Origin of the sequence: Bacillus sp. FSL R5-0422, assembly GCF_038610765.1 — a bacterium.
Taxonomy (GTDB): Bacteria; Bacillota; Bacilli; order Bacillales; family Bacillaceae; genus Bacillus; species Bacillus pumilus_O.
This window is the reverse complement of the sequence record NZ_CP152014.1, coordinates 319454-340216: the sequence shown is the minus strand read 5'-3', so window position 1 is coordinate 340216 and position 20763 is coordinate 319454. Positions and strand designations below refer to the sequence as shown.

Sequence of the window (20763 nt, the reverse complement as noted above, 5' to 3'; positions counted from 1 at the left end):
GGAATTTTACGATAAAGAGACAACATAAGGGGGAGAAAAAATTGAATCCATATGCTAAAGCCGAAAACCAATTCTCACAAAATGCTGAGAACTATCGCGATTCACCTATATTTGCAGCCGGAGAAGAGTTGGAATGGATAAAAGCGGCAGCAAACACGAAGGGACACGAGCATTTACTTGATATCGGTTGCGGAGCTGGACATACCGTTTTTTCCTTTTCAGACATCATTTCTAAAGGAATCGGCATTGATGTCACGCAAAAAATGATCGAGGTTGCATCAGCACTTGCGGAAGAACGCCAGCTGAAACATATTACTTTTGAACGGGCAGCCGCAGAAGCATTGCCATTCGCTGATGAATCATTTGACATCGTGACGTGCCGGTTTGCCGCTCACCACTTTCCAAACCTTCCCGCAGCCATGTCTGAAATCAGCCGAGTCTTAAAAAAAGGCGGTGCATTTCTGCTCGTCGATCATTATGCACCTGAGAATGCGGTACAGGATTCATTCATTAATCATCTAAATAGACTCAGAGATCCTTCTCATGTGCGAGAAAGCTCTTTATCAGAATGGGAAGAGCTTTTCGCTTCCAACCAACTGACTCAAAAAGAGATTCGTTACTGGGATCTACAAATTGATTATCAGGACTGGATCACACGCGGACGCACACCAGAGAATGTTCAACAGGAGATCGTTACCCATCTTCAAGCCGCAGACCCTGATACAAAGCAGCTCTTTCATCTTCAATTCGATGCACAGCAGCACCCTATTTCCTTCTGCTTAAAAGCTGCACTTATTCGAGGAATCAAGAATTAAACTGATAGAAAAAGTCTACCTTCATCGGTAGACTTTTTATTTCGAATATACAGCTTCACTGTCTCTCAGATATTGCTTTTCATGTTCGTAATCATGTTTCTATTATATGATACATGAACGGAGATAGGTTAGGCATTTCAAAAAAATGTACGTAGATCCTCTGAATAAAAAAGAACCTACCCTTTTTAGAATAAGTTCTTCACTGCGTGCGTCAATCACGGTGCAATATCCTCTAATACTTTCTCGCGCGTTTCGATCATTTTAAAAGCAAGAATTGCTCCCACTACAGTCACACTTGCGAAAAGAATAAAAATAGTTGAAACACCGCTTACCTCTAAAATAAAGCCTATCATAATAGGAGCGATCGCTGAGGCCAGCCTAAGCCAAGCTGTAGCAAATGCCGTTCCAATTACCCTCATACGTGTTGGATAAATTTCAGGTGTATATAAATAGAGAAGAACTGTAATCGTCCCCATCATTCCGTAAGCGGCAGACCCTAAATAGATCACACTTTCTGGAGAACTTGCTCCGCTGATCCATAAAACAGTTAATAAAGCACCTGTTACGATAAATGCAATGGTTGCCCAGCGCTTTCGTCCTACTTTATCAATTAAAAATGCACAAGCGAATACACCGACGGTCTGTAAAATATTTGTCAGAGAGGCTGCCCTTAATGAATCTCCAACTGGCAAATTGTAAACCGTATTATAAAGACTTGGTAACCAGTTATTTAAACCATTCGATACAAAGTAGGCAGAAAACCATAGTCCCCATACGATCAATGTTCTTTTACGATAAAAAGTTGAAAAAAGCTCTTTCCAGTCGCCCTTTTCAGTACTGCTAGATACTTGCTTTGCTACAGGCATTCGCTTGTCAGTACTAGCTTCAATTTCTTCAATAATTCTTTCGGCTTCATCAAATCTGCCTTTCGAAATCAACCACCTTGGAGATTCACGTAACATAAAAAAGAATACAAAGACGATGAGACCTCCGATGCCCCCAATCAAAAACATCCACTTCCACCCAAAGCTAGGTACAACAAATGCACCGATTTGAGCTGAGATCATTAAACCTAAAGGAAAAATCATCTCATACAGCATAAAAAATCTGCCTCTCCCTTGAGCACGGGACAGCTCATTGATATATGAGGCTGCTACCGGCACCTCTCCTCCTACCCCAATGCCTTGTATAAAACGAAAAATAAACAGTGCCATAAAATTACCTGAAAACACACATGCAATACTCATGACGGACATGAGGAGTACAGTCCACTTTGCACTAAAAACACGGCCACGCCTTTCTGCTAACCACCCAAAGAAAATGGCACCAATCGCTTGTCCTATATAACCAGACCCAATAAGAAGACCAATTTGAGCAGGTGATAAACTCCACATGCCGATGAGAACTGGGAGTACAAACGCTAAAGACAGAGCATCAAAAGCATCAAAAAAGGTGGCAGATCCCATAATGATACGAGGTTTTAAATGCCATCTAGAAAAAGGTACACTTTCCATTCTCGTCAATAGTTGTGAAGCTCTATTAACAACTTGCTCATCATGAGAATTTGAATTTCCGCTGACTTCTAACGTCATGATATCTCCTCCTTATTAGAGGAAATGATGCAAAAGTACATGCTGAAGAGCGCTAAAGAAATCGCTTACATTTTCAATCAAAAGACATTCTAAAGCGTTCATATGAGTTTTCAGCATCTATCATTTCTTTTTTGGCGCTCCCGTGGTGCCCCGATCTATATAGTACATAGGGAAGATATGCTCCATTTCCTCTAACTGATCTCCATCTAATACCTGTGTTAGTAAAGAAACAGCTTTTCTCCCCATCCCAACTAAATCAACATGAACTGAAGATAAAGAAGGGGTTAGAAAACTTGCAATGGGCACATCATCGGCACCAACGACTGACAAGTCATGAGGTATAGACACATTTGCGTGATCTGCAGCTTTCATGACCCCCATCGCCAAAAAATCTGAAGAGCAAACAACTCCAGTCATGTGCTGGTTTCCTTGAAGAAATTGAGAAACCACTTCTACTACTTTTCCCCCATCAAATTCATCTAGCTCAAATACAAGTTCTTTGTTCATTGTTAATCCTAAATGTTTCAGTGTGCGCTCATATCCATTGTAATACCTTACACTATGCATCGAACTCATTGGACCATTGACCAGCCCAATGGTTCGATGACCTTTCTCAAATAAGGCCGTTACAGATTGACACACACCTTCTTCATCATCTGGTCTGACACATGGGAAAGGAGAATCCTCTAAGTAACTTCCAACCACAATAATGGGAATAGCTAAACTTTTTAACCAATCCATGCTCAATTCTTCATTTCTTGGAGAAAATAAAATGGCACCATCTACAGCTTGTGTTTCAAGTAATCGCTGCTGCTGCACAGATGTAAATGACATCAACATATTGAATTCAGTTTCATCTAACTCTTTCGCTATACCATCTAAAATCGTCGAAAAAAATGGATTATTCAAAATATATGAACCACGCGGAACCACGACCGCTATATTCCCAGTCTTTCTTTTAACGAGCCCTCTGGCTCCTAAATTAGGGCGATAGTCTAACTCATCAATCACTTGTTTGATTCTTTCAGCCGTTTGAGCACCTACTCCTGGTTTACCACTTAATACTCGGGAAACAGAGGCGATAGACACTCCAGCTTTCAATGCGACATCTTTAATACTTACTGACACATTTCATACCTCCGGGAGTCTGTTGTTTTATACACTATTATAACCTGACTCACCTTCATCATGAAATCAAAGGTCTGTTATCTACCGACGTTTTCCTTAAGCAAACCAACACTTTGAAGGCCTTGGCGAATTTCTTCTTTTTCCTCATCAGTTAAAGGTAATACCGGCTTCCTAGCAAGCGAACTACTGATCAAACCTCGCTGATACATCGCTTCTTTCATGCGTAGATGAGAAGTAGATGAAGGTTCATCCATTTTATACAAAGCATGCTTTAATTCAAAGATTCTATCGTAAACTTTATTGGCCGCTACAAGGTCTTTTTCTTCCACACATTTCACAAGTTCAGCGATCAAATCTGGCACGAAACAGCCGAAACCTACAAGTGCTCCATCAATGCCTTGAACCAATGTTGGCAATAAATATTCATCATGACATGTGAGTAACGATACATCTGGTGCATGTTTTTTCAATGCACGTACATCGACCTCGTATTGTGCCATGTCTCTTTGACCAATTTTAAACGAAACAACGTTCTCAATCTCAGACATTTCTAGTAATTGACTGGTTGTATATGAGGTTTTTGTCCATGTTGGATATTGATGAACGATGATTGAAATATCAATCGCTTCTGCAACATCTTTAAAGAATTGGACAGGTGACTCAGGCTGCATACCGAATCTTAGCCATGAATGTGGTGGCATGAGAAGTATACCTTCTCCACCAGCTTCTTCAACAGCTTTTGCATGTTGGATTGCTTCAATTGTCCCTTCAGCAGAAACCCCGGAAATGACAGGTACTTCCCCTTTTAATTCGTCGGCTGCAATACGCACTGCTTCAGCTCGTTCATGTGGCAGTAAAGTCATAATCTCGCCAGTATGTCCATTGACAACGATCCCGTTAATGCCTTTGTGATCTGCCACCCAACGGACAAGCTTACGAAAAGCAGGTTCATCAATTGAATAGTCATCTTTAAAAGGAATTAAGACAGCCGGGAATACACCGCTCCATTTTTCTTTATTTTTCATAAACAAATTCCTCCCCATTCGTTATAGTAAACGTTTACGGTAAGCGTTTACGTAAACTATCATAGAATGACATTGCGAAAGATGTCAACTTTATTTTTTAAAAATTATAATAATTCAAAATACTATTTTAGAATTTTAAGTACTATTTTATTTTTTCAAAAAAAGAAAATGAGAGATATATTTTGTTTGTCACATGAACCAATAAACCTCATCATCATGATTTGATTGATGATGCATGATCACTTTTTCCAACCAGCCACACATCAGGAAAAGGATAAATAAATTTTACTGCCAAAACATCATCATATCTACGAAGAAAAAGGTATCAATAAAAAAAGTCTACCCTAAACGGCAGACTTTTATTATTTGGAATATAAATCCCAGCCAAGCTTGAGTGTGTCCACAATATAATTGGCAACTTCCTCAGCCTCTAAATGATCTGTTTCCACTCTGGAGTTATGAAGAGAATAAATCTCCCGGCGTTCTTCAAACAGCTCTTTCATTTCATCAAGCGTCCGGTTGTGAAGAACAGGACGATTTTCAATTAAAATATCAAGCCGCTGCTTCCAATTCTCCCAAGATAGGTCAAGGAAAAGAACCGTACAATGTTTCAAGCAGGCGCGTTTGATTTCTTCCTGTTTGAATGCACCGCCTCCAAGTGAGACGATCTTTAGCTGTGTATGTTCACATAAATCGACGATATAATCCTTTTCAGCCTGTCTGAAGAATGCTTCTCCTTTTTGCTGAAACATCTCTGGAATCGTCATGTTGTATTTTTTCTCAATCTCCTGATCGACATCAATAAAATCTCGATATAGCTTTTTAGCAACCAGCTGCCCAATGGTTGTTTTCCCAACACCCATAAAGCCAATGAGAACAATATTCCGTTGTCTTACAGGGATTTCTCTATTGATTTTCATGATCGTGACACGTCCTCCTTACGACAAGGAATGCTACATAATGTTTCTATTATATGATAAATGGAGCGCGAAAAGATAGACAATCTTAAAAATATACAGGTAAAAACCCCTCCTTCACTGGAGAGGCCTCTTTCTTATTTCCACCAGTCATCAAACATGGAAGCGGGTACTTGACGTTTATGCTCTGATTGAACATAGCGCTTCTCAATCGCTTCTACTGCTTGTTCTGACACGGGCTTACCTTCTAAGTAATCATCAATTTCATTGTACGTAATGCCTAGTTCTGTTTCATCCGTTTGCTGAGGTTTGTCATCAAGCAGATCGGCTGTCGGTTTCTTTAAGTATAGGCGCTCTGGTGCTTGCAGCGCTTCTAGCAGTGTCCGTCCTTGGCGTTTCGTCAGACCTGTGAGCGGGAGAACGTCTGCACCGCCGTCCCCATACTTCGTGAAGAACCCAGTGACAGCTTCGGCTGCATGATCTGTACCAATGACAAGTAATCCTTCTTCTCCTCCGACAGCATATTGCGCAATCATTCTCATGCGTGCTTTGACATTCCCTTTATTAAAGTCAGACAACGGGCCGCCTGTGTCTTTTTGGTATTGTTCACTGAATGCCGTCACGGCAGGCGCAATATCATATTTCCACGACTTGTCCGGCTGAATAAATGATAAAGCGAGCTGTGCATCATCTTCATCCTGCTGCACGCCATGCGGGAGACGCACCGCAATAAAGACGGCCTCTTCTTTTCCTTCTTGACGCAGTTCAGATGCAGCGAGCTGTGCAAGACGGCCAGCGAGCGTTGAATCCTGTCCGCCGCTAATGCCGAGAACGAATCCTTTCGCACCGGTTTTTTTCAAGTAGTCCTTTAGAAATCCAACCCGTTTTTCGATCTCCTGCTTCGGGTCAATTGAGGGCTGCACATGCAACTCTTGGCTGATTTTTTTCTGCAAACTCATACACTTTTCCTCCTAAGCATCCTCTACATGAAGAGAACAGGTTTTACTCTGAATTCATTGATTTGACAACGTTTTTTGAATCTCCATTATATCATGTTTTCAGGAAGAACATTTTGTTAAACGTTCCCCTATTTCATTCATGATCAAACATTCACAAATGAAAAAGACCATGTCTATACGAACTGGCCCTTTTCTTTTTCAATCAATTTCAACCCGTATCGATGTACAGCTTGCGCCATTACACTTCCCAATATCAGCAGGACATGCGGATACGGCCACAATGAGGTCCATTTCGGCTCGCAGACGAATGTAATCACCGGGAAGAGATTTTGGCAGCTCCACAGACAGCTTTCCTTTTTCATCAATGACTGTATTCATAAAGGCATTAAAAGGATAGTACATATCCTCCTTGGGAATCCCAAATGGTTCAAAGGCATTCCGCAAATTATCGTAGCATGTATGCATGACCTCTAAATGCGTCCGTCCATATAAAAGCTGATACATTTCTTGCCGGCAGGCGGGCATGTATAAATCATGGCATTCGACTGTGTCTTCAATGACCGTAAACATCGGTTTGTATAAGTTAGAATAAAGCTTATCGCCTTTTTTTACCTTTGACGAAAATAGGCTGTCCATTGTCGCACCTTGGTCAAATTTTTCATAAAAATCCTTTTCATGATAGGCCATTACATCTGCTACTTGCTGTCCTTCAACATCAACCACCCGCATACATTGGCCTTTTCCTAAACGAAAGCCGAGTCTGCCCTTTGGTAAAATGACATATTCTCCGTTCATCACATGCACTCCTTTCCTTGACAGTATGCCCAAAACGTCCTTTTGATCATGTATAAAAAAAAGAGGCGGTCACAAGCTAATGTCATTGAAACAGAAAGGTGTTGCACATGCATTGAAAGAAGAACAAACTTTATCTTGGTGGCAGCTTTCTCTCATCGGAGTCGGCTGTACGATTGGCACTGGTTTCTTCCTTGGTTCCAGCATTGCCATTACGAAGTCCGGTTTTTCCGTCTGCATATCTTTTTTACTTGCTGCGGTTGGGACCTATCTCGTCTTTAAACATTTAGCTGCGATGACAGCTGATAACCCTGATAAAGGGTCGTTTTGCTCCTATGCTCGTAAAGCATATGGACGCTGGGCAGGGTTTAGTAATGGCTGGGTGTATTGGTTCGCAGAAATGCTCATTACAGGAAGTCAGTTAACAGCGATTTCCCTTTTTACCCGACACTGGTTTCCATCTGTGCCGCTCTGGGTGTTTTCTGCCATTTATTCTGCTCTTGCCCTGCTCGTGATTATCATCGGTCTTTCTTCTTTTCAAAAGACAGAAAATGTCCTTGCGGTACTGAAGACAGCGGCGATTTTTCTGTTTATGATCCTTGCAGTGCTGGTGTTATTCGGCATTCTGACAGATCATAAGCCGACCTTGCATCTGCCAAACAAAGATCACGAATGGATGCCGCTCGGTGCACTTGGTCTTTGGAATGGATTGATTTATGCGTTTTATGCATTTGGGGGAATTGAGGTCATGGGGCTGATGGCGGTTCATTTAAAAGACCCGAAGGATGCAGCAAAATCTGGACGTGTCATGCTGATCATTCTAGCGGTCATCTATATCGTCTCAATAGGACTTGCTCTCCTCCTTGTCCCAGTAACAGCCTTTAACGAGAACAGTAGTCCATTTATTACATCATTAGATCCTTTTCATTTATCGATCTTTCTTCATATCTTTAATGGCATTTTCATTATTGCCGGCTTTTCAACATTGGTTGCCTCACTCTATGCAGTCACGACGCTACTTGGCACGATGTCGGAGCATCAAGATGCACCTGCTTGTTTTAAACAAAAAGACCCATCTCATGTCGGTTGGCCTTCGATTATTTTAACGGCTGCTGGATTAATTGTCTCGATTTTGCTTGCACTCTTTTTGTCCAAACACATCTACGAGCATCTCACAACAGCAGCAGGTCTTACCCTTCTGTATACATGGGTCTTCATTCTGTTCTCAAGTAAAAAACTATCAAAGCCATCCACTCGCCAAACGTGCGAAATGTTTCTTGCGCTTCTCTTGATTGGAGCCGCCATTTCAGGCACTTTAACAGAGGCAAGCGGACGACCCGGCTTTTTTATCAGCCTTGGGATCATTGCAGTGATAGCCATCATGGTGCTATTTATGAGGAAAAAGTGGAAGCAGCAGGATCAGACCGCATCATAATTTCATCATGTTTTTTAATGCAGTAAAAGGACATTTGGCGGAGGCAGGTTTCTCCGCCTCTTCATCTGGAAGAAAGTATTGCTTCCATTCATGATTAGTCGGATCACCATACCATTTTAATGATGGATGAACCCCGACCTCATCATACGCTTTAAGCCGCTTGCGAACGAGCTGGCTCATTTTTTGACCAAACTTGGTCGATCCATTCAATTTCTCAAACACCCATCTAGGCTGAAATGCCATTAAGACATAAGGAAAGTGGCGGCTTTTTCTCAGCTTATGAGCCGGTGTGGAGCATAAAATAAAATACGCTTCCCCATGAAAGCAATACTCCCACTCATGATGATGAGTATCTAGTGGAATATCCTCAGGCCACGGCACTTCATCTTTCTGATGCAGTCGTTGAAGCAATGACCAAAACTGCTGCTCAAACTCTTCAAGTGAACTTTCCTTTAAATCCTGCGGTGTTTCAAAAAAGCATATAAATGAAGCATATTGACCCGTTTCTTTCGCACAACTTTGATATTCTCTCAGCAGCTGCGCTAATTCTTCAACAGCTTCCTCTTTTCTTGGATCACCCACAAACCCATAGCGTAAATGATCGAGAAAAAATCCCTGTCTTCCTGGGACACAAGGGAATGTATCTGCCTCATCTCCTACCATCTCTCCAAATAGCGTAAAAGCATCCTGCTTCCATTCTTCTAGTGATCGTAGATTTTGATCAAGGCAACTTTTTGCATACAACTGGGCCATTTCCTTCCACCTCGTTTTAGCGTCTTCTCCATAGCCTATGAGAAAAAAAGGCTGTGGTGACTGTCCCTAAGCGACTTTCCATGCGCATTCAAGAGGTGGAAGTTCTCATTCAAATTGAGCATGTATGTGTGTCTTTCACGCCATGCCGCTTCTTTTAATAGGGCGTTTTTTGTATCTTCCCTATGATCGGTTCTTCATCAAAAAAACAGAATCGAGCACCCAATAAATGAGGGCTGAGCAAAAGCTAAACAGATAGACTTTGTAGCTAATGAACACAACCAGTCCATAATCAATCCACAGTGCTAACGCAGAACAAACCAACCAAGCCGCAAGAAAATAAACAAGTAAGTCGCGACCTCGAAACCTTTTAGGATGCCGGTGTAAAACAAGCTGAATCGGTGCAGCAAAAACTACATAGGCGATCAAAATGAGCAGACTCGTCATCTCCACATAACCAAAGCCTACTTCAGCCGGGATAAATAGCAGGGTATATACGAATGTTGCTGAGATCACTGATAAGATCAGCATGCACACATAGTTGAATACTGGAAGAAACATACGCATTTGCAAAGCTCCTTGCATTTCTTTTATATCTCACCATTATTCAAGAATGTGTTATGTCTGTCAATCATTACAAAAAAGCAGACTGACATGTCAGTCTGCTTTTCTACCCAATCAATGCCATGATCCCTTGATACCCAAAATAAACGCCGAAACCAAGTAAAGATAACCCTGCAAGCACGGATAAGCCATGTAAGACACGTTCACTTAAATAGCGCCTAAACGAACTCGCCAGTAGCGCCATACTGAAATCCCAGATCAACATGCCGATAAAAATAGCCATGCTGTACATCAGCATTTGAGATGCCCCATACTTTTCGATCGTATTGGCTAAAATACTGCCGTAGATGCCCAGCCAAAATAAAATACTGAGCGGATTGGAAAGAGAAATGAAAAACCCCGTCATGAACGACTGACCAATCGACGTGTTTCCACCATCCTTTTTTGGGCTCTCCTGCAAATTGATTTTACGCAGACTTTCAATCCCCGTATAAGTTAGAACGAAAAAGCCGAACAGCCACAAAAAGGTTTTCACAAGAGGTGCAGTCAAAAGCTGGGCGACACCAAAATAGATGAGGAGCATATAGACAATATCCGCAGCCATTGCCCCCACACCAAAAATCCACGCATGCCAAAAGCCACTTTTAATCCCTCTATCAATTTGGGCTGCATTGACTGGCCCAACAGGCGCTGAAAGTGACAACCCTAAAAAGATATAACCAAAAAACACCGCCACATAGACGTCCTCCTTTTGATGCTGACTTGTACATATTATTCAAACGCTTAGTGGTTTAGTACAAGTCCTTGTCATCTTTTCAGGCGGACTTAGGGGAAAGAGTGGATATCGCTTACTGATCTGCTTTCAGTGCCGATTGCTTGGGGAGAACGGTTTCTTTTTTCTTCACACGATTCATTTGAATCGCAGCTGCAAATAAAAGAACAGCTAAGAAGGCGAAAACAAAGATGGCACTTGCTGCTCCTGCCCATTCAAGACTAAAGCCGATCAAGAAGGACAAGCAGGCTCCGCCTAAACTTGCGGCTGCAATAAAGTAACTCGTGGCCTCGTCGATGGCATTTTCAATCATTAATGCAGATGCAGTCAGTGCGATTGGGAACATACCAGCTGCACACAGGCCGATGAAAAAGATGAGAAGCAGCTGAAAGGTGATGTGTGTTGTCAGCGCAAAGATCACGAGCAGCAGAATCATGAGTGCTGCACTTAGCTTTAAAAAACGCAGCGGGTGCAAATGATCTGCTTTTCTCGCAATCACGGTTCTGCCGATGACAATGGCTGTCCAGAAAGTGGAGACTGCAAAGAGACCCCAATTGTCTCCTCCCTTCTCCAGCATGATCGACGGCAAAAAGTTCGCAAAGTTCGTTTCAATCCCTGCGTAGAAAAAGGCAAAGCAAATCATGATCACCACAATGATTCGATTGTTTCGATCAACAAGTAAGGACGGTTTTTTCACCCCATTGGAAGGAGAAATCATCTGTCCACGAGGCAATTTGTTCATAAAAGCAATCCAAAGCATAAGGAAGAAAGTTAGTGCACCGACTTGAAATAAAAACACATAGTGCCACGTCTGTTCGTTGACAGTCAGTAAAATCACAAGTGGAAATAATAGCGCTCCTAACCCAAAGAAGACCTCCATGATGCTGATTCGCTTCGCACTGTTTGCCATCGAAATCACATACGCTCCTGCTGTTGTCTCAAGACTGCCTGCTCCACTGCCAAGAAAAAAACCTGCCAGCACAAGAGTTGACCAGCCCGGCACCAAAAGCCCAAGCAGAAGTGATCCAATCATCAGCAAAAGCCCCATAGTCAGAACAGCGCCATAGCCTTTTTTCCTCACAAGGATGGGGGATAACAGAACCCCTGTCAAAAAACCAATAAACTGAAAAAAGATTAAAGAAGATAATTCCCCGGGACCCTTATCGTAACTAGCCAGTAAATAAGGAGTTAAGCTGCCAAAAAACACATGAATGGTCCCAATAAAAAAATAAAAGACACAGCCAAAATAAAATACTTTTTTCATCTTTTCACTTCCTCTAAAAAGGAGCGGAGTTTTGATATCCTCCGCTCCACCTCTTTAATATGCCCGAGCAGACTCGACCGCCTCTTCCCTCTCGAAGCATGTATTAAGCGCAGCCTGTGCGCGATACCCGTCTACAAAATCAGCGACTTTCATATGAGATGGATATGGATCTGTATTCACCCAGTGCATCAACTGGTCACGGAACGTATCAGACCATCCATAAAATTCATTTGGCGGATCTGTCAGCAAGGTTTGCGGCATTTGATGGCGCTCCACACACAAGCCATCGCTGATCTCATATTCGTTTTTCATGTTCGTATGGTATTTGAATACCTTGTCATGACCAACGACTTCTACACTGAATCCGCATTCCTCAGGCTTCGTGCTTTTGGATGTGACCAAGTGAAAGAACACTTGATTCTCCATCTGACCGAAAATTTCGGTATGATCATCCACCTGTACCTTTTTCTCTTCTTTTTCCTTTACATGCGTGAGCATCTTGGTATTAAGTGATTCTTTCTTCATCTCACTGCCAAATAAGTACCACAACATATCAATTAAATGAATGCCAAGATCCCCTAATGCACCGCTCGTACGCAGACTCTCACTGCTGTCTCTCCATGAAAATGTCTTTCTTCTGAGGGCACTGTTTTTCTTAAAATGCGTCCTGACCGTTAAAATCCTGCCTAATTCACCATTCGCAATCAAGTTCTTCAAAATATTCACAAAGGATAAGTAACGATAGTTAAAGCCCATACTGGCTTGAACCTGGAACTGTTTGGCTGTCTCCACCATTTCCTTCGCTTCCTTAAGCGACACAGCCATCGGCTTTTCACATAAAATGGGCTGTCCTGCTCTTAGTGCCTGAAGGGCATGGTCTTTGTGACAAAAATTCGGGGATGCAATGATCAACCCATCGGATGCATCTGCTAAAGTTTCGATACTTGAATACACACGTCCGCCGTACTGTTTTATGAATCCCTGTGCAACTGACTCGTGTAAATCATAGACACCTGATAACTCTGCACCTTTGATCGTTGATAATGCTCTTGCATGTGCTTTTGCAATATTCCCTGCTCCAACAATTCCAATTTTCTTCATGAATGTGCCTCCTCATGTTTATACATCACTGTTTTCAGTGTTTCATAGATTCCTTTTGCATACCCATGATGACAAATTTGATGATGATGCCGCTTGGCTTCGGCCGTCGCATTTTGGACAAGGAAACCGTGCGTGACGGATTGAAGCATCCGCAAATCATTTCCACTATCTCCAAAGGCAAAGCCCTGATCTTTCGATAAATCATATTGGTTCAGCATAAAGCGGACAATTTCATCCTTCCCTGTGCCGACTGGTAAAAAATCGACATCATAGCAATCCGCAGGGTCTCCTGCAAGCGGATTGCATTTGTTGATGTTGACCGCCACCCCGCGCTCTTTGGCAAGTGTTTGGATGAATGATAGATGATGAAGATCTGTCCGTTCATCCTGCTCCTGATAATAGAAATTCTTCTTATATCCTGAGCTGCCCAGCTGCGTTTGCGGCCTGAGATGAATTCCCTTTTCACGTATGGTTTCGAGGATGTCTTCAATTTTTTCATCTGAGAATCCTTGCGCATCCAGACGCTTCATCCACTCCGCATCTGGCTGTCCAAAATGAGCATCTGATGTATACACAATCTCAGTCCCTAAGTTCGATGCAATGAAATGCGGGAATTGATGAAAACCGCCTTTTTCCATTTTGCTCGTCACAGAATCAAGGCTGCTCCCCGTCACCCATCCTAGCATGAGCTGTCCTGCTTCGCTCTTTTCTGCCACAAAAGCCTCCAGCCGCTTGACATCCTCTCGCTGCTCCTCTGTCATTTCGTGAGAATAATAGGTTTCATCAAAATCACAGAAGACGATCCACTTCGGATTTTTAGGCTGATTTAGCAGTTTTTTATTGAATGGAAGACTTGATAACATGATGAACCCCCTCGATGACCTTCTCCTGATCTTGCAGTGGCATGCCTGGATACAGCGGCAGGTGAAGTAATTGCTGTGCTGCTTTTTCCGTGTGCGGCAGTGTCGTCCGTTTATACTTTTGAGAAACGAGATTTGTTTGATGCTGATGCGATAGGATTGGGTAATAAACATCTGTCTCTATGCCCATTTCCAGCAATTTCGCGGCAAGCTCATCTCGTTCTCCCTTCAGCACCCTGATCGGGAACAAATGCCATACATGATCATCTGTCAGCTTCGGAAGCTTCAAGTATCCTTCATCCTCTAGCGTTTGCAGCTGGTCAATGTAGCGCTTTGCTAAGTAGAAACGTTTAAAGTTTTGTAATCCTAAATACTTCATGCGTTCGAGTCCGATCGCCGCCTGCAAATTATCAATTTTCGAATTAAAGCCATAGTCACTGCGTTTGACATTTTTCTTTCCTACTTCAAAGCCGTGATAGCTGATTTCCATACATTTTTCTGCTAAGGCTTCATCATTTGTCGCGATGGCTCCCGCCTTGCCGCAAACACCAAGGTTTTTGTATGGATTAAAGCTAAGAACAAGCCCATCTCCATATGCGCCAAGGCCGGTGCTGCCGATCGCCTGACAGCCATCTTCAATGATTTTCAGCCCATGCTTTTTCGCAATCGCCGAGATCGCCTTCATATCCGCTTGTTTTCCATATAAATGAACCGGAAGAATGCATGCCGTTTGATCTGTGATATGCTTCTCTATTTCACTCGGTGCCATGCAGTAAGTATCTGGATCAATATCGGCATAGACCGGAACAGCCCCAATCGCAAGCACTGCATTTTCTGTTGCAGCAAAGCTATTCGCTGGCAAAATGACCTCATCTCCTGGATGGACGCCTGCTGATATGAGGCTGATCATTAGGGCATCAGTTCCACTTGACGTGGCAATAACATATTTCTTCCCTAAATACTCAGCGAGCTGCTTTTCAAACGCCGGAATATATGGTCCTGAAGTAAAACGGCCAGAGCTCAATACTTCTTTCAGCACCTGCATAATGTCATCGATCTCATCCTCTGAAATCAGTTTATCGACTGGTAGAAACGGTATCTTTTTTTCCTTATTTTGTTTATAATGGAAGAGAATTTTTTCCAAGCCTGTGCGTCCTATATCTTGCTCAAGGAACGTCACCAGCTTTTCATTTGCTAGGTGCTTCTCAACTGAATCAGACTTTACTTGAACACCTTGATTGATCATATCCAGCAAAGGAAGATAATCCTTGCTTTTACCTGATATCTTCGTCAATATTTGCATTCCATTCCCTCCAATTAATCAATTCCATTAGTTAATATTTAACTTGTTTCACATTGTAAATGATGTTATCGATTTCAGAACAATAACTTTGTGTAAAGGATTTGTTAATATGTGTACAATTTATGAAATTGCCAAACGCTGCGGGGTTTCAACGACCACCGTTTCCAGAGTGCTGAATCATCATCCTTATGTGTCAGAGGAAAAGCGCCAGCTCATATTACAGGTGATGAAGGAAATGGAATATACACCGAGTTCAGCAGCTCGCACTCTACGTTCACATCAGACAAAAACCATTGCTGTGTCTGTCCCAGCTGTGGACCATCCTTTTTTTGCACAATTAATTAAAGGCATTTCAAAAGAAGCATTGGACCAAGGCTATAAAGCCATCGTGCTTCAGACGTTTTATCAGGAATCTTTAGAGCTTGAAGGGCTTCAATTATTAAAAAGAAGAGAAGTAGATGGAGTCATTTTAGGAGCATTAGAAAATCCGTGGGAAAAGATTGAGCCATTTTTAACGAACGGCCCTATTGTCATGGCGAATGAATATCATCAAACAGCAGACATTCCGATTATTGGATACGATGAGCGTGAAGCTGCCTATAAAGCAGTTGACTACTTGATTCAGTCGGGGCGGAAATCGATCGGGTTTTGCTTTGATACAGAAAGCAGTGAAGCGCAGAAACAAAGGAAACAGGGCTATCTCGACGCTCTTTCTGCCCACGGCTTGCCGCTGCATGACGATTGGTTGTTCGGTGAGGCCTTCACCATTGAAGACGGCTTTCGATTAATGGATATCATCCACGACATGAAAAATGCACCTGATGCTATTTTCACCGGTAATGATCAAGTCGCTGCTGGGCTCATTAAACAAGCCATTTCATATGGTTATCACATTCCTAAGGATCTAGCGGTGATCGGCTATGACAATCAAGACATTTGCGAGGTGACAGCTCCAACGATCACCACAATTGACATCCCGATCGTAGAGCTGGGCCAGCGATCTGTGCAGCAAATGATCGAGCTCCTGCAAGACCAAAAACCATTACAGCGTGAACATATCCAGCTACCTACCCGGCTCGTGACAAGGGAATCGACATAAAGAAAAAGACTGAGAGCTGTCTCAGTCTTTTTTAGTCTATCAACCTATACAAATTGAGCAAGAATGAATGTCCATACACACACTATGCCGAGCAGGATAAAGCTGTACTTCACAGTCTTTTGGAAGAGTTCAGATTCTTTACCTGTTTCTCCAACTGCTGCTGTAGCAATGGCGATAGATTGTGGAGAAATTAATTTCGCCATGACCCCGCCCGTTGTATTTGCTCCGATTAACAAACCAGCCTGTGAGCCGATTTGAGAAGCAGTAACTGCTTGAAGGTTGCCGAATAATGCGTTGTTACTCACGACAGATCCTGTAATAAACACCCCGATCCAGCCAAGCACTGGGCTGACAAGCGGGAACAAATCGCCTGTTTTGGCAAGTGCAAGCCCAATGGCTGAACTTAGACCAGCGAAGTTCGCCAAGTTGGCAAAGCCCATGACAAAACAAATGGTGAGAACTGGTACCCAAAGCTCTTTCACTGATGCTTTTAAGCAGGCAGCGCCTTCTTTTAATGTAATATGTCTGCTAAACAAACCTGTCAGCATCACTGCAATCAGAATGGCCGTACCCGTTGCACTGATCACATCAATTTTAAAGATCGCATCAATAGGTGTTGCTGTTTGCGCAATTGGTGGTAATTTCACAATTTGCTGATGTAAAAATGGCATTTTCACTAAAATGGTTGTCCAGTTGAGCGGGCCTCCTACAGCAAACAATGCTTTAAATGCTGGCAGACTCCATACCGTAATCACAGCAGTTAAAATATAGAACGGAGACCATGCTTTCAGCACTTCAACCCCTCGATACGTTTGTTTCTGTTCAATGGCTGGTGCTCCTTCTTCACGATAAATGTGTTTCGGCTGCCATTTTCGAAGGAATAAAGCCAAAATTCCCATACTTGCTAAAGCTGAAATAATATTGGCAAGCTCAGGACCCATTGTCACCATTGTGACAGCTTGCAAAATGGCATAGCTTCCACTCACAACAAGCAAGGCAGGGAGCGTTTCTTTAATCCCTTTGAATCCGTCCACAATGAGAATAAGTAGGAACGGAATACAGAATGAAATAAACGGAATCGTAAACACAAGGGTTTGAGATAATGCAAGCGGCGTCATATTGCCCATTTGCGCCCCTGTAATGACTGGGATACCTACAGCACCAAATGCGCCAGACGCAGCATTGGCAATTAAGCAAAGCATCGCAGCTTTCAGCGGTTTAAATCCAAGCTCTGTTAAGAGAGCGGCACTAATCGCAATCGGTACACCAAACCCAGCGGCTCCCTCTAAAAATGCGTTAAAACTAAAACCAATTAATAAGAGCTGAAGACGTTGATCTTGAGAGATTCCTGCAATACTAGAACGAATAACATCGAATTTACCAGATTTTACAGCTATTTTATAGAGCCACACCGCCATGATGACGATATATCCAATCGGCCACAGCCCATTAGATATACCGAGCAGCACAGCAGATAATGCTTTTTCAATTGGCATATGGAAGAAGAAAACCGCTGTGACAAAACTGACGATTAAGGTAAAACAAGCGGCTAAAACACCTTTTAACTTAAAAACGGTTAATGCAAGTAGGAAAAACAAAATTGGAAGCATGGCTACCAATGCACTCACGAACTCATTACCAAACGGATTATATATTTGCTGCCACATAGTGATTCATCCTTTTCTGCTCAGATAGGTTGCTTTTGATTAAAAATGAGGAGCCAAAATCTCTTTTAACACATTCACACTGTGTGCGAATTGTTCTTTTTCTGTATCATTCAGTGCAAGCTCTATCACTTCTGTTGCGCCATTTCGATTCACAAGGGCAGGTACACCAATGTAGACATCATCTGCTCCGTACTCTCCATCTAAGTAAGTGCTGACAGTCAAAATACTGTTTTCATTGTGCAGAATCGCTCTTGTTATGCGGGCCAAACTCATCGCTACACCGTAGTAAGTAGCGCCTTTTTTCTCAATAATTTGATAAGCGGCATGACGAACATTTTCCATCATCTCATCTAAATCTTCTTGTTTGTATTGATCATTTTTCTTCATTAATTCTGTAATCGGTACACTTCCGATATTCGCATGACTCCAAACAGCAAGCTCTGTATCGCCATGCTCTCCAATGATATACGCATGCACATTGTGTGCCGCTGCGTCAAAGTACTCACTGAGCATGTATCTAAATCTTGCGGTATCAAGTGTAGTTCCACTGCCGATCACTCGTTCTTTTGGAAGTCCACTGAATTTCCAAGTCGCATATGTTAAAATATCAACAGGGTTTGTGGCGACTAAGAAAATACCATCGAATCCACTTTTCATCACATTGTCTACAATGCCTTTAAATATATTTAAGTTTTTCTCCACAAGGTCAAGTCTCGTTTCACCTGGCTTTTGGTTCGCTCCAGCACAGATACACACAATGTCTGCATCCTTACAATCCTCATAATCTCCATACCATGTATTCACTGGGTGCGGAGCAAATGCTTTCCCGTGGTTTAAATCCATGACGTCACCCATTGCTTTATCTTGATTCAAATCGATGACAACCAATTCATCTGTGATCACTTGATTTATTAATGTAAAGGCATAACTGCTACCTACAAAACCTGCTCCAATAAGTGCTACTTTGTTTACTTTTTCGTTTGTCATTTATCTCATCCTCCTGAGTAAAACTAGGTTGTTTTTTGCATGTGAAGTATTTCACATTCTTATTGTGCAATACTTCACAAACTTTTGCAAGGGGGTTGCTCAAAAAAAATATGTAGCGAATTTGTGAACACACTTATTATACTTTCAAAGCGCTGTCCCCATGCATATTTCCACAAGAAAAAAGCTGCCAAACCATAGTCAGCAGCTTTATATATATTAATAAGGTCCCCAGTTGATCATCACGCCGATACAAATAAAGACAAGGCCAATGACAAACCAAATGAGTGCAAGCGGCACCATAAAACGCAGCCACTTCACATAAGGAATACCACTTGCAGCAAGCACAGCCATCAACACACCTGACGTCGGATTGATACAGTTAACCACCCCTTCGCCAAGCATGACCGCTTCTACAGCGACCTGTCTTGTGATGCCCATTAAATCAGCTAGCGGCGCAAGAATTGGAATAAAGACAACCGCTTCTCCTGATCCTGATGAAATCAAAAAGTGAAGAAGTGCACTCGCAATGTACATCCCAATCGCACCAGCAATTGGACTAAATCCTGTCAGCATACTCGCCAAGCCATTGACCACGGTATCAAGCAGCTTACCGTTTTCCAAAATGACAGAAATGCAGCGTGCCATTCCAACAATGAGTGCGCCGTAAACAAGGCTTTGACAGCCGACGATAAACGTTTTCGCAATATCATTGGCTGCTAATCCACCAAGCAATCCAGCCGCAATCGCCATGAAAATGAAGACTCCTGCCATTTCCTTATCAGTCCAGCCAAGCTGAAGCGCGCCATATAAGAAGCCCCCAAGAGACAATCCACACACTGCTAAAATCAATTTATGTCTGCCCGTAAATGCAGGCTTGTCCACAGATTCTGCATCAGATCCGCCAAGCCCCTTCGCAGGAAACCATTGATCACCCAGAAGGCTTCCCTTCTCTTTATTCTTGAGGCGTCTTGTATATAAATAGATGTACACAATACTAGATATAAGAAAGCAAAGATATATAATGACACGCAGGCCAATGCCAGAAAAAATCGGTAGCTCTGCAATCGTCTGAGATAACCCGAGTGGGGATGGAGACAAAATGGTTGCGTTAAACCCGGCATAACAGCCGATGTAAATGACCGCCGCTCCTGCTACAGCATCCCATTTCAAGGATCTTGCCACAATGATCCCGATTGGAATAAATCCGATAACAGAGTTCACGACAATCCCGGTCGTTCCAAGCACTGAAAATAATCCTCCAACAATACAAATAAACAATAATTGCTTTGTTTGAAATCTGCTGATGACATGGTGGATCATTCCGTTAATGGCACCTGTTTTCTCCAAAATGGCAATGGTTCCGCCAGTAAATAAAATGAGAAAAATAATAGAAGAAGACCCTACCATCCCCTCCTGAATAGCTGTAAAAAAGCCCACTGGACTTACGGGTGATTGATCAATGCGGTGATAGCTGCCAGGAACAGCTGTTGTAATCTCCCCTGATGTTTTTCGGTCAAATTCACCTGCTGGCACAAAATACGTGGCAATGGTACAAATGAGCGCAATGATAAATAAGAGAACATACGCATCCGGCATTTGAAGTTTTCTTTTTTGTTTCTCTGGTGGTGATACTGCTGCTGTTTTCATGTGTCAAAACCCCTTTGTCCCGATCGGAATTTCACTTAATTTTCAGAATAATCAAATGATGTGTTATATTATAAACACTGATGATA

At 42.5% G+C, this 20763-nt stretch carries 19 protein-coding genes; 3 read left to right on the top strand and 16 right to left on the bottom strand.

The genetic code is table 11. The features are described 5' to 3' along the window. The first annotated feature begins 41 nt into the window (after positions 1-41). A complete protein-coding gene (locus MKX52_RS01810; protein WP_342491350.1) occupies positions 42-815 on the top strand; it encodes a class I SAM-dependent methyltransferase in 774 nt (257 codons plus the stop codon). Between the two features lie 215 nt (positions 816-1030). Here the strand turns inward: MKX52_RS01810 and MKX52_RS01805 are convergent, their stop codons facing one another. The 6 genes from MKX52_RS01805 to MKX52_RS01780 form a co-directional block, all read right to left on the bottom strand. Beyond that, entirely contained in the window at positions 1031-2407 is a 1377-nt protein-coding gene (locus tag MKX52_RS01805; RefSeq protein ID WP_342491349.1) for an MFS transporter, read from the bottom strand. Between the two features lie 120 nt (positions 2408-2527). Further along, entirely contained in the window at positions 2528-3535 is a 1008-nt protein-coding gene (locus MKX52_RS01800; protein WP_342491348.1) for a LacI family DNA-binding transcriptional regulator, read from the bottom strand. A 77-nt stretch (positions 3536-3612) separates the two neighbouring features. Beyond that, complete coding sequence (locus MKX52_RS01795) at positions 3613-4560, bottom strand: dihydrodipicolinate synthase family protein (protein ID WP_342491347.1); 948 nt, start codon at positions 4558-4560, stop codon at positions 3613-3615. Between the two features lie 362 nt (positions 4561-4922). Then, positions 4923-5480 carry a shikimate kinase gene (locus MKX52_RS01790; RefSeq protein WP_003214270.1) on the bottom strand — a complete coding sequence of 186 codons (558 nt, stop codon included), beginning with the start codon at positions 5478-5480 and terminating at the stop codon, positions 4923-4925. A 134-nt stretch (positions 5481-5614) separates the two neighbouring features. Next, on the bottom strand, positions 5615-6436 hold the full coding sequence (gene nadE / locus MKX52_RS01785; RefSeq protein WP_211063376.1) for an ammonia-dependent NAD(+) synthetase: 822 nt from the start codon (positions 6434-6436) through the stop codon (positions 5615-5617). A gap of 198 nt (positions 6437-6634) precedes the next feature. Then, positions 6635-7231, bottom strand: a complete 597-nt coding sequence (locus MKX52_RS01780) for an urea carboxylase-associated family protein (RefSeq protein ID WP_012008858.1) — start codon at positions 7229-7231, stop codon at positions 6635-6637. Positions 7232-7310: 79 nt separating this feature from the next. Between MKX52_RS01780 and MKX52_RS01775 the strand changes: the two genes are divergently transcribed. Next, positions 7311-8663 (top strand): amino acid permease, encoded by a 1353-nt coding sequence (locus tag MKX52_RS01775; protein WP_342491346.1) that lies wholly within the window; start codon positions 7311-7313, stop codon positions 8661-8663. On the opposite strand, the gene MKX52_RS01770 is transcribed toward MKX52_RS01775, so the two are convergent. From MKX52_RS01770 to MKX52_RS01740, 7 genes are all read right to left on the bottom strand, one after another. Next, a complete protein-coding gene (locus MKX52_RS01770) occupies positions 8658-9416 on the bottom strand; it encodes a YqcI/YcgG family protein (RefSeq protein ID WP_144468817.1) in 759 nt (252 codons plus the stop codon). The genes MKX52_RS01775 and MKX52_RS01770 overlap by 6 nt on opposite strands. A 180-nt stretch (positions 9417-9596) precedes the next feature. Continuing rightward, the gene (locus MKX52_RS01765; RefSeq protein WP_342491345.1) at positions 9597-9980 is read right to left on the bottom strand and encodes a UPF0715 family protein; all 384 of its coding nucleotides are present in this window, start codon (positions 9978-9980) and stop codon (positions 9597-9599) included. Positions 9981-10083: 103 nt separating this feature from the next. Continuing rightward, positions 10084-10713: a LysE family translocator gene (locus tag MKX52_RS01760; protein WP_012008854.1), complete on the bottom strand. Its 630-nt coding sequence runs from the start codon at positions 10711-10713 to the stop codon at positions 10084-10086. A 112-nt stretch (positions 10714-10825) separates the two neighbouring features. Beyond that, positions 10826-12013, bottom strand: coding sequence for an MFS transporter (locus MKX52_RS01755; RefSeq protein WP_342491344.1), 1188 nt, complete (start codon positions 12011-12013; stop codon positions 10826-10828). Between the two features lie 54 nt (positions 12014-12067). Next, the gene (locus MKX52_RS01750; protein ID WP_251184030.1) at positions 12068-13114 is read right to left on the bottom strand and encodes a Gfo/Idh/MocA family oxidoreductase; all 1047 of its coding nucleotides are present in this window, start codon (positions 13112-13114) and stop codon (positions 12068-12070) included. Continuing rightward, complete coding sequence (locus MKX52_RS01745) at positions 13111-13977, bottom strand: HAD-IIB family hydrolase (protein ID WP_342491343.1); 867 nt, start codon at positions 13975-13977, stop codon at positions 13111-13113. The genes MKX52_RS01750 and MKX52_RS01745 overlap by 4 nt, the downstream gene beginning before the upstream one ends. After that, a complete protein-coding gene (locus tag MKX52_RS01740; RefSeq protein WP_144457168.1) occupies positions 13952-15277 on the bottom strand; it encodes a DegT/DnrJ/EryC1/StrS family aminotransferase in 1326 nt (441 codons plus the stop codon). Before MKX52_RS01740 ends, MKX52_RS01745 begins: the two co-directional genes overlap by 26 nt. 109 nt (positions 15278-15386) lie before the next feature. Here MKX52_RS01740 and MKX52_RS01735 point away from each other — a divergent pair, with 109 nt between their 5' ends. Next, entirely contained in the window at positions 15387-16376 is a 990-nt protein-coding gene (locus tag MKX52_RS01735; RefSeq protein WP_119124378.1) for a LacI family DNA-binding transcriptional regulator, read from the top strand. Between the two features lie 44 nt (positions 16377-16420). Here MKX52_RS01735 and MKX52_RS01730 read toward each other — a convergent pair whose 3' ends face one another. The 3 genes from MKX52_RS01730 to MKX52_RS01720 form a co-directional block, all read right to left on the bottom strand. Then, a complete protein-coding gene (locus tag MKX52_RS01730; RefSeq protein WP_088000820.1) occupies positions 16421-18043 on the bottom strand; it encodes an L-lactate permease in 1623 nt (540 codons plus the stop codon). Positions 18044-18082: 39 nt separating this feature from the next. Next, the gene (locus tag MKX52_RS01725) at positions 18083-19030 is read right to left on the bottom strand and encodes an L-lactate dehydrogenase (RefSeq protein ID WP_012008847.1); all 948 of its coding nucleotides are present in this window, start codon (positions 19028-19030) and stop codon (positions 18083-18085) included. A gap of 216 nt (positions 19031-19246) precedes the next feature. Further along, a complete protein-coding gene (locus tag MKX52_RS01720; RefSeq protein ID WP_012008846.1) occupies positions 19247-20677 on the bottom strand; it encodes a YfcC family protein in 1431 nt (476 codons plus the stop codon). Positions 20678-20763 lie beyond the last annotated feature (86 nt).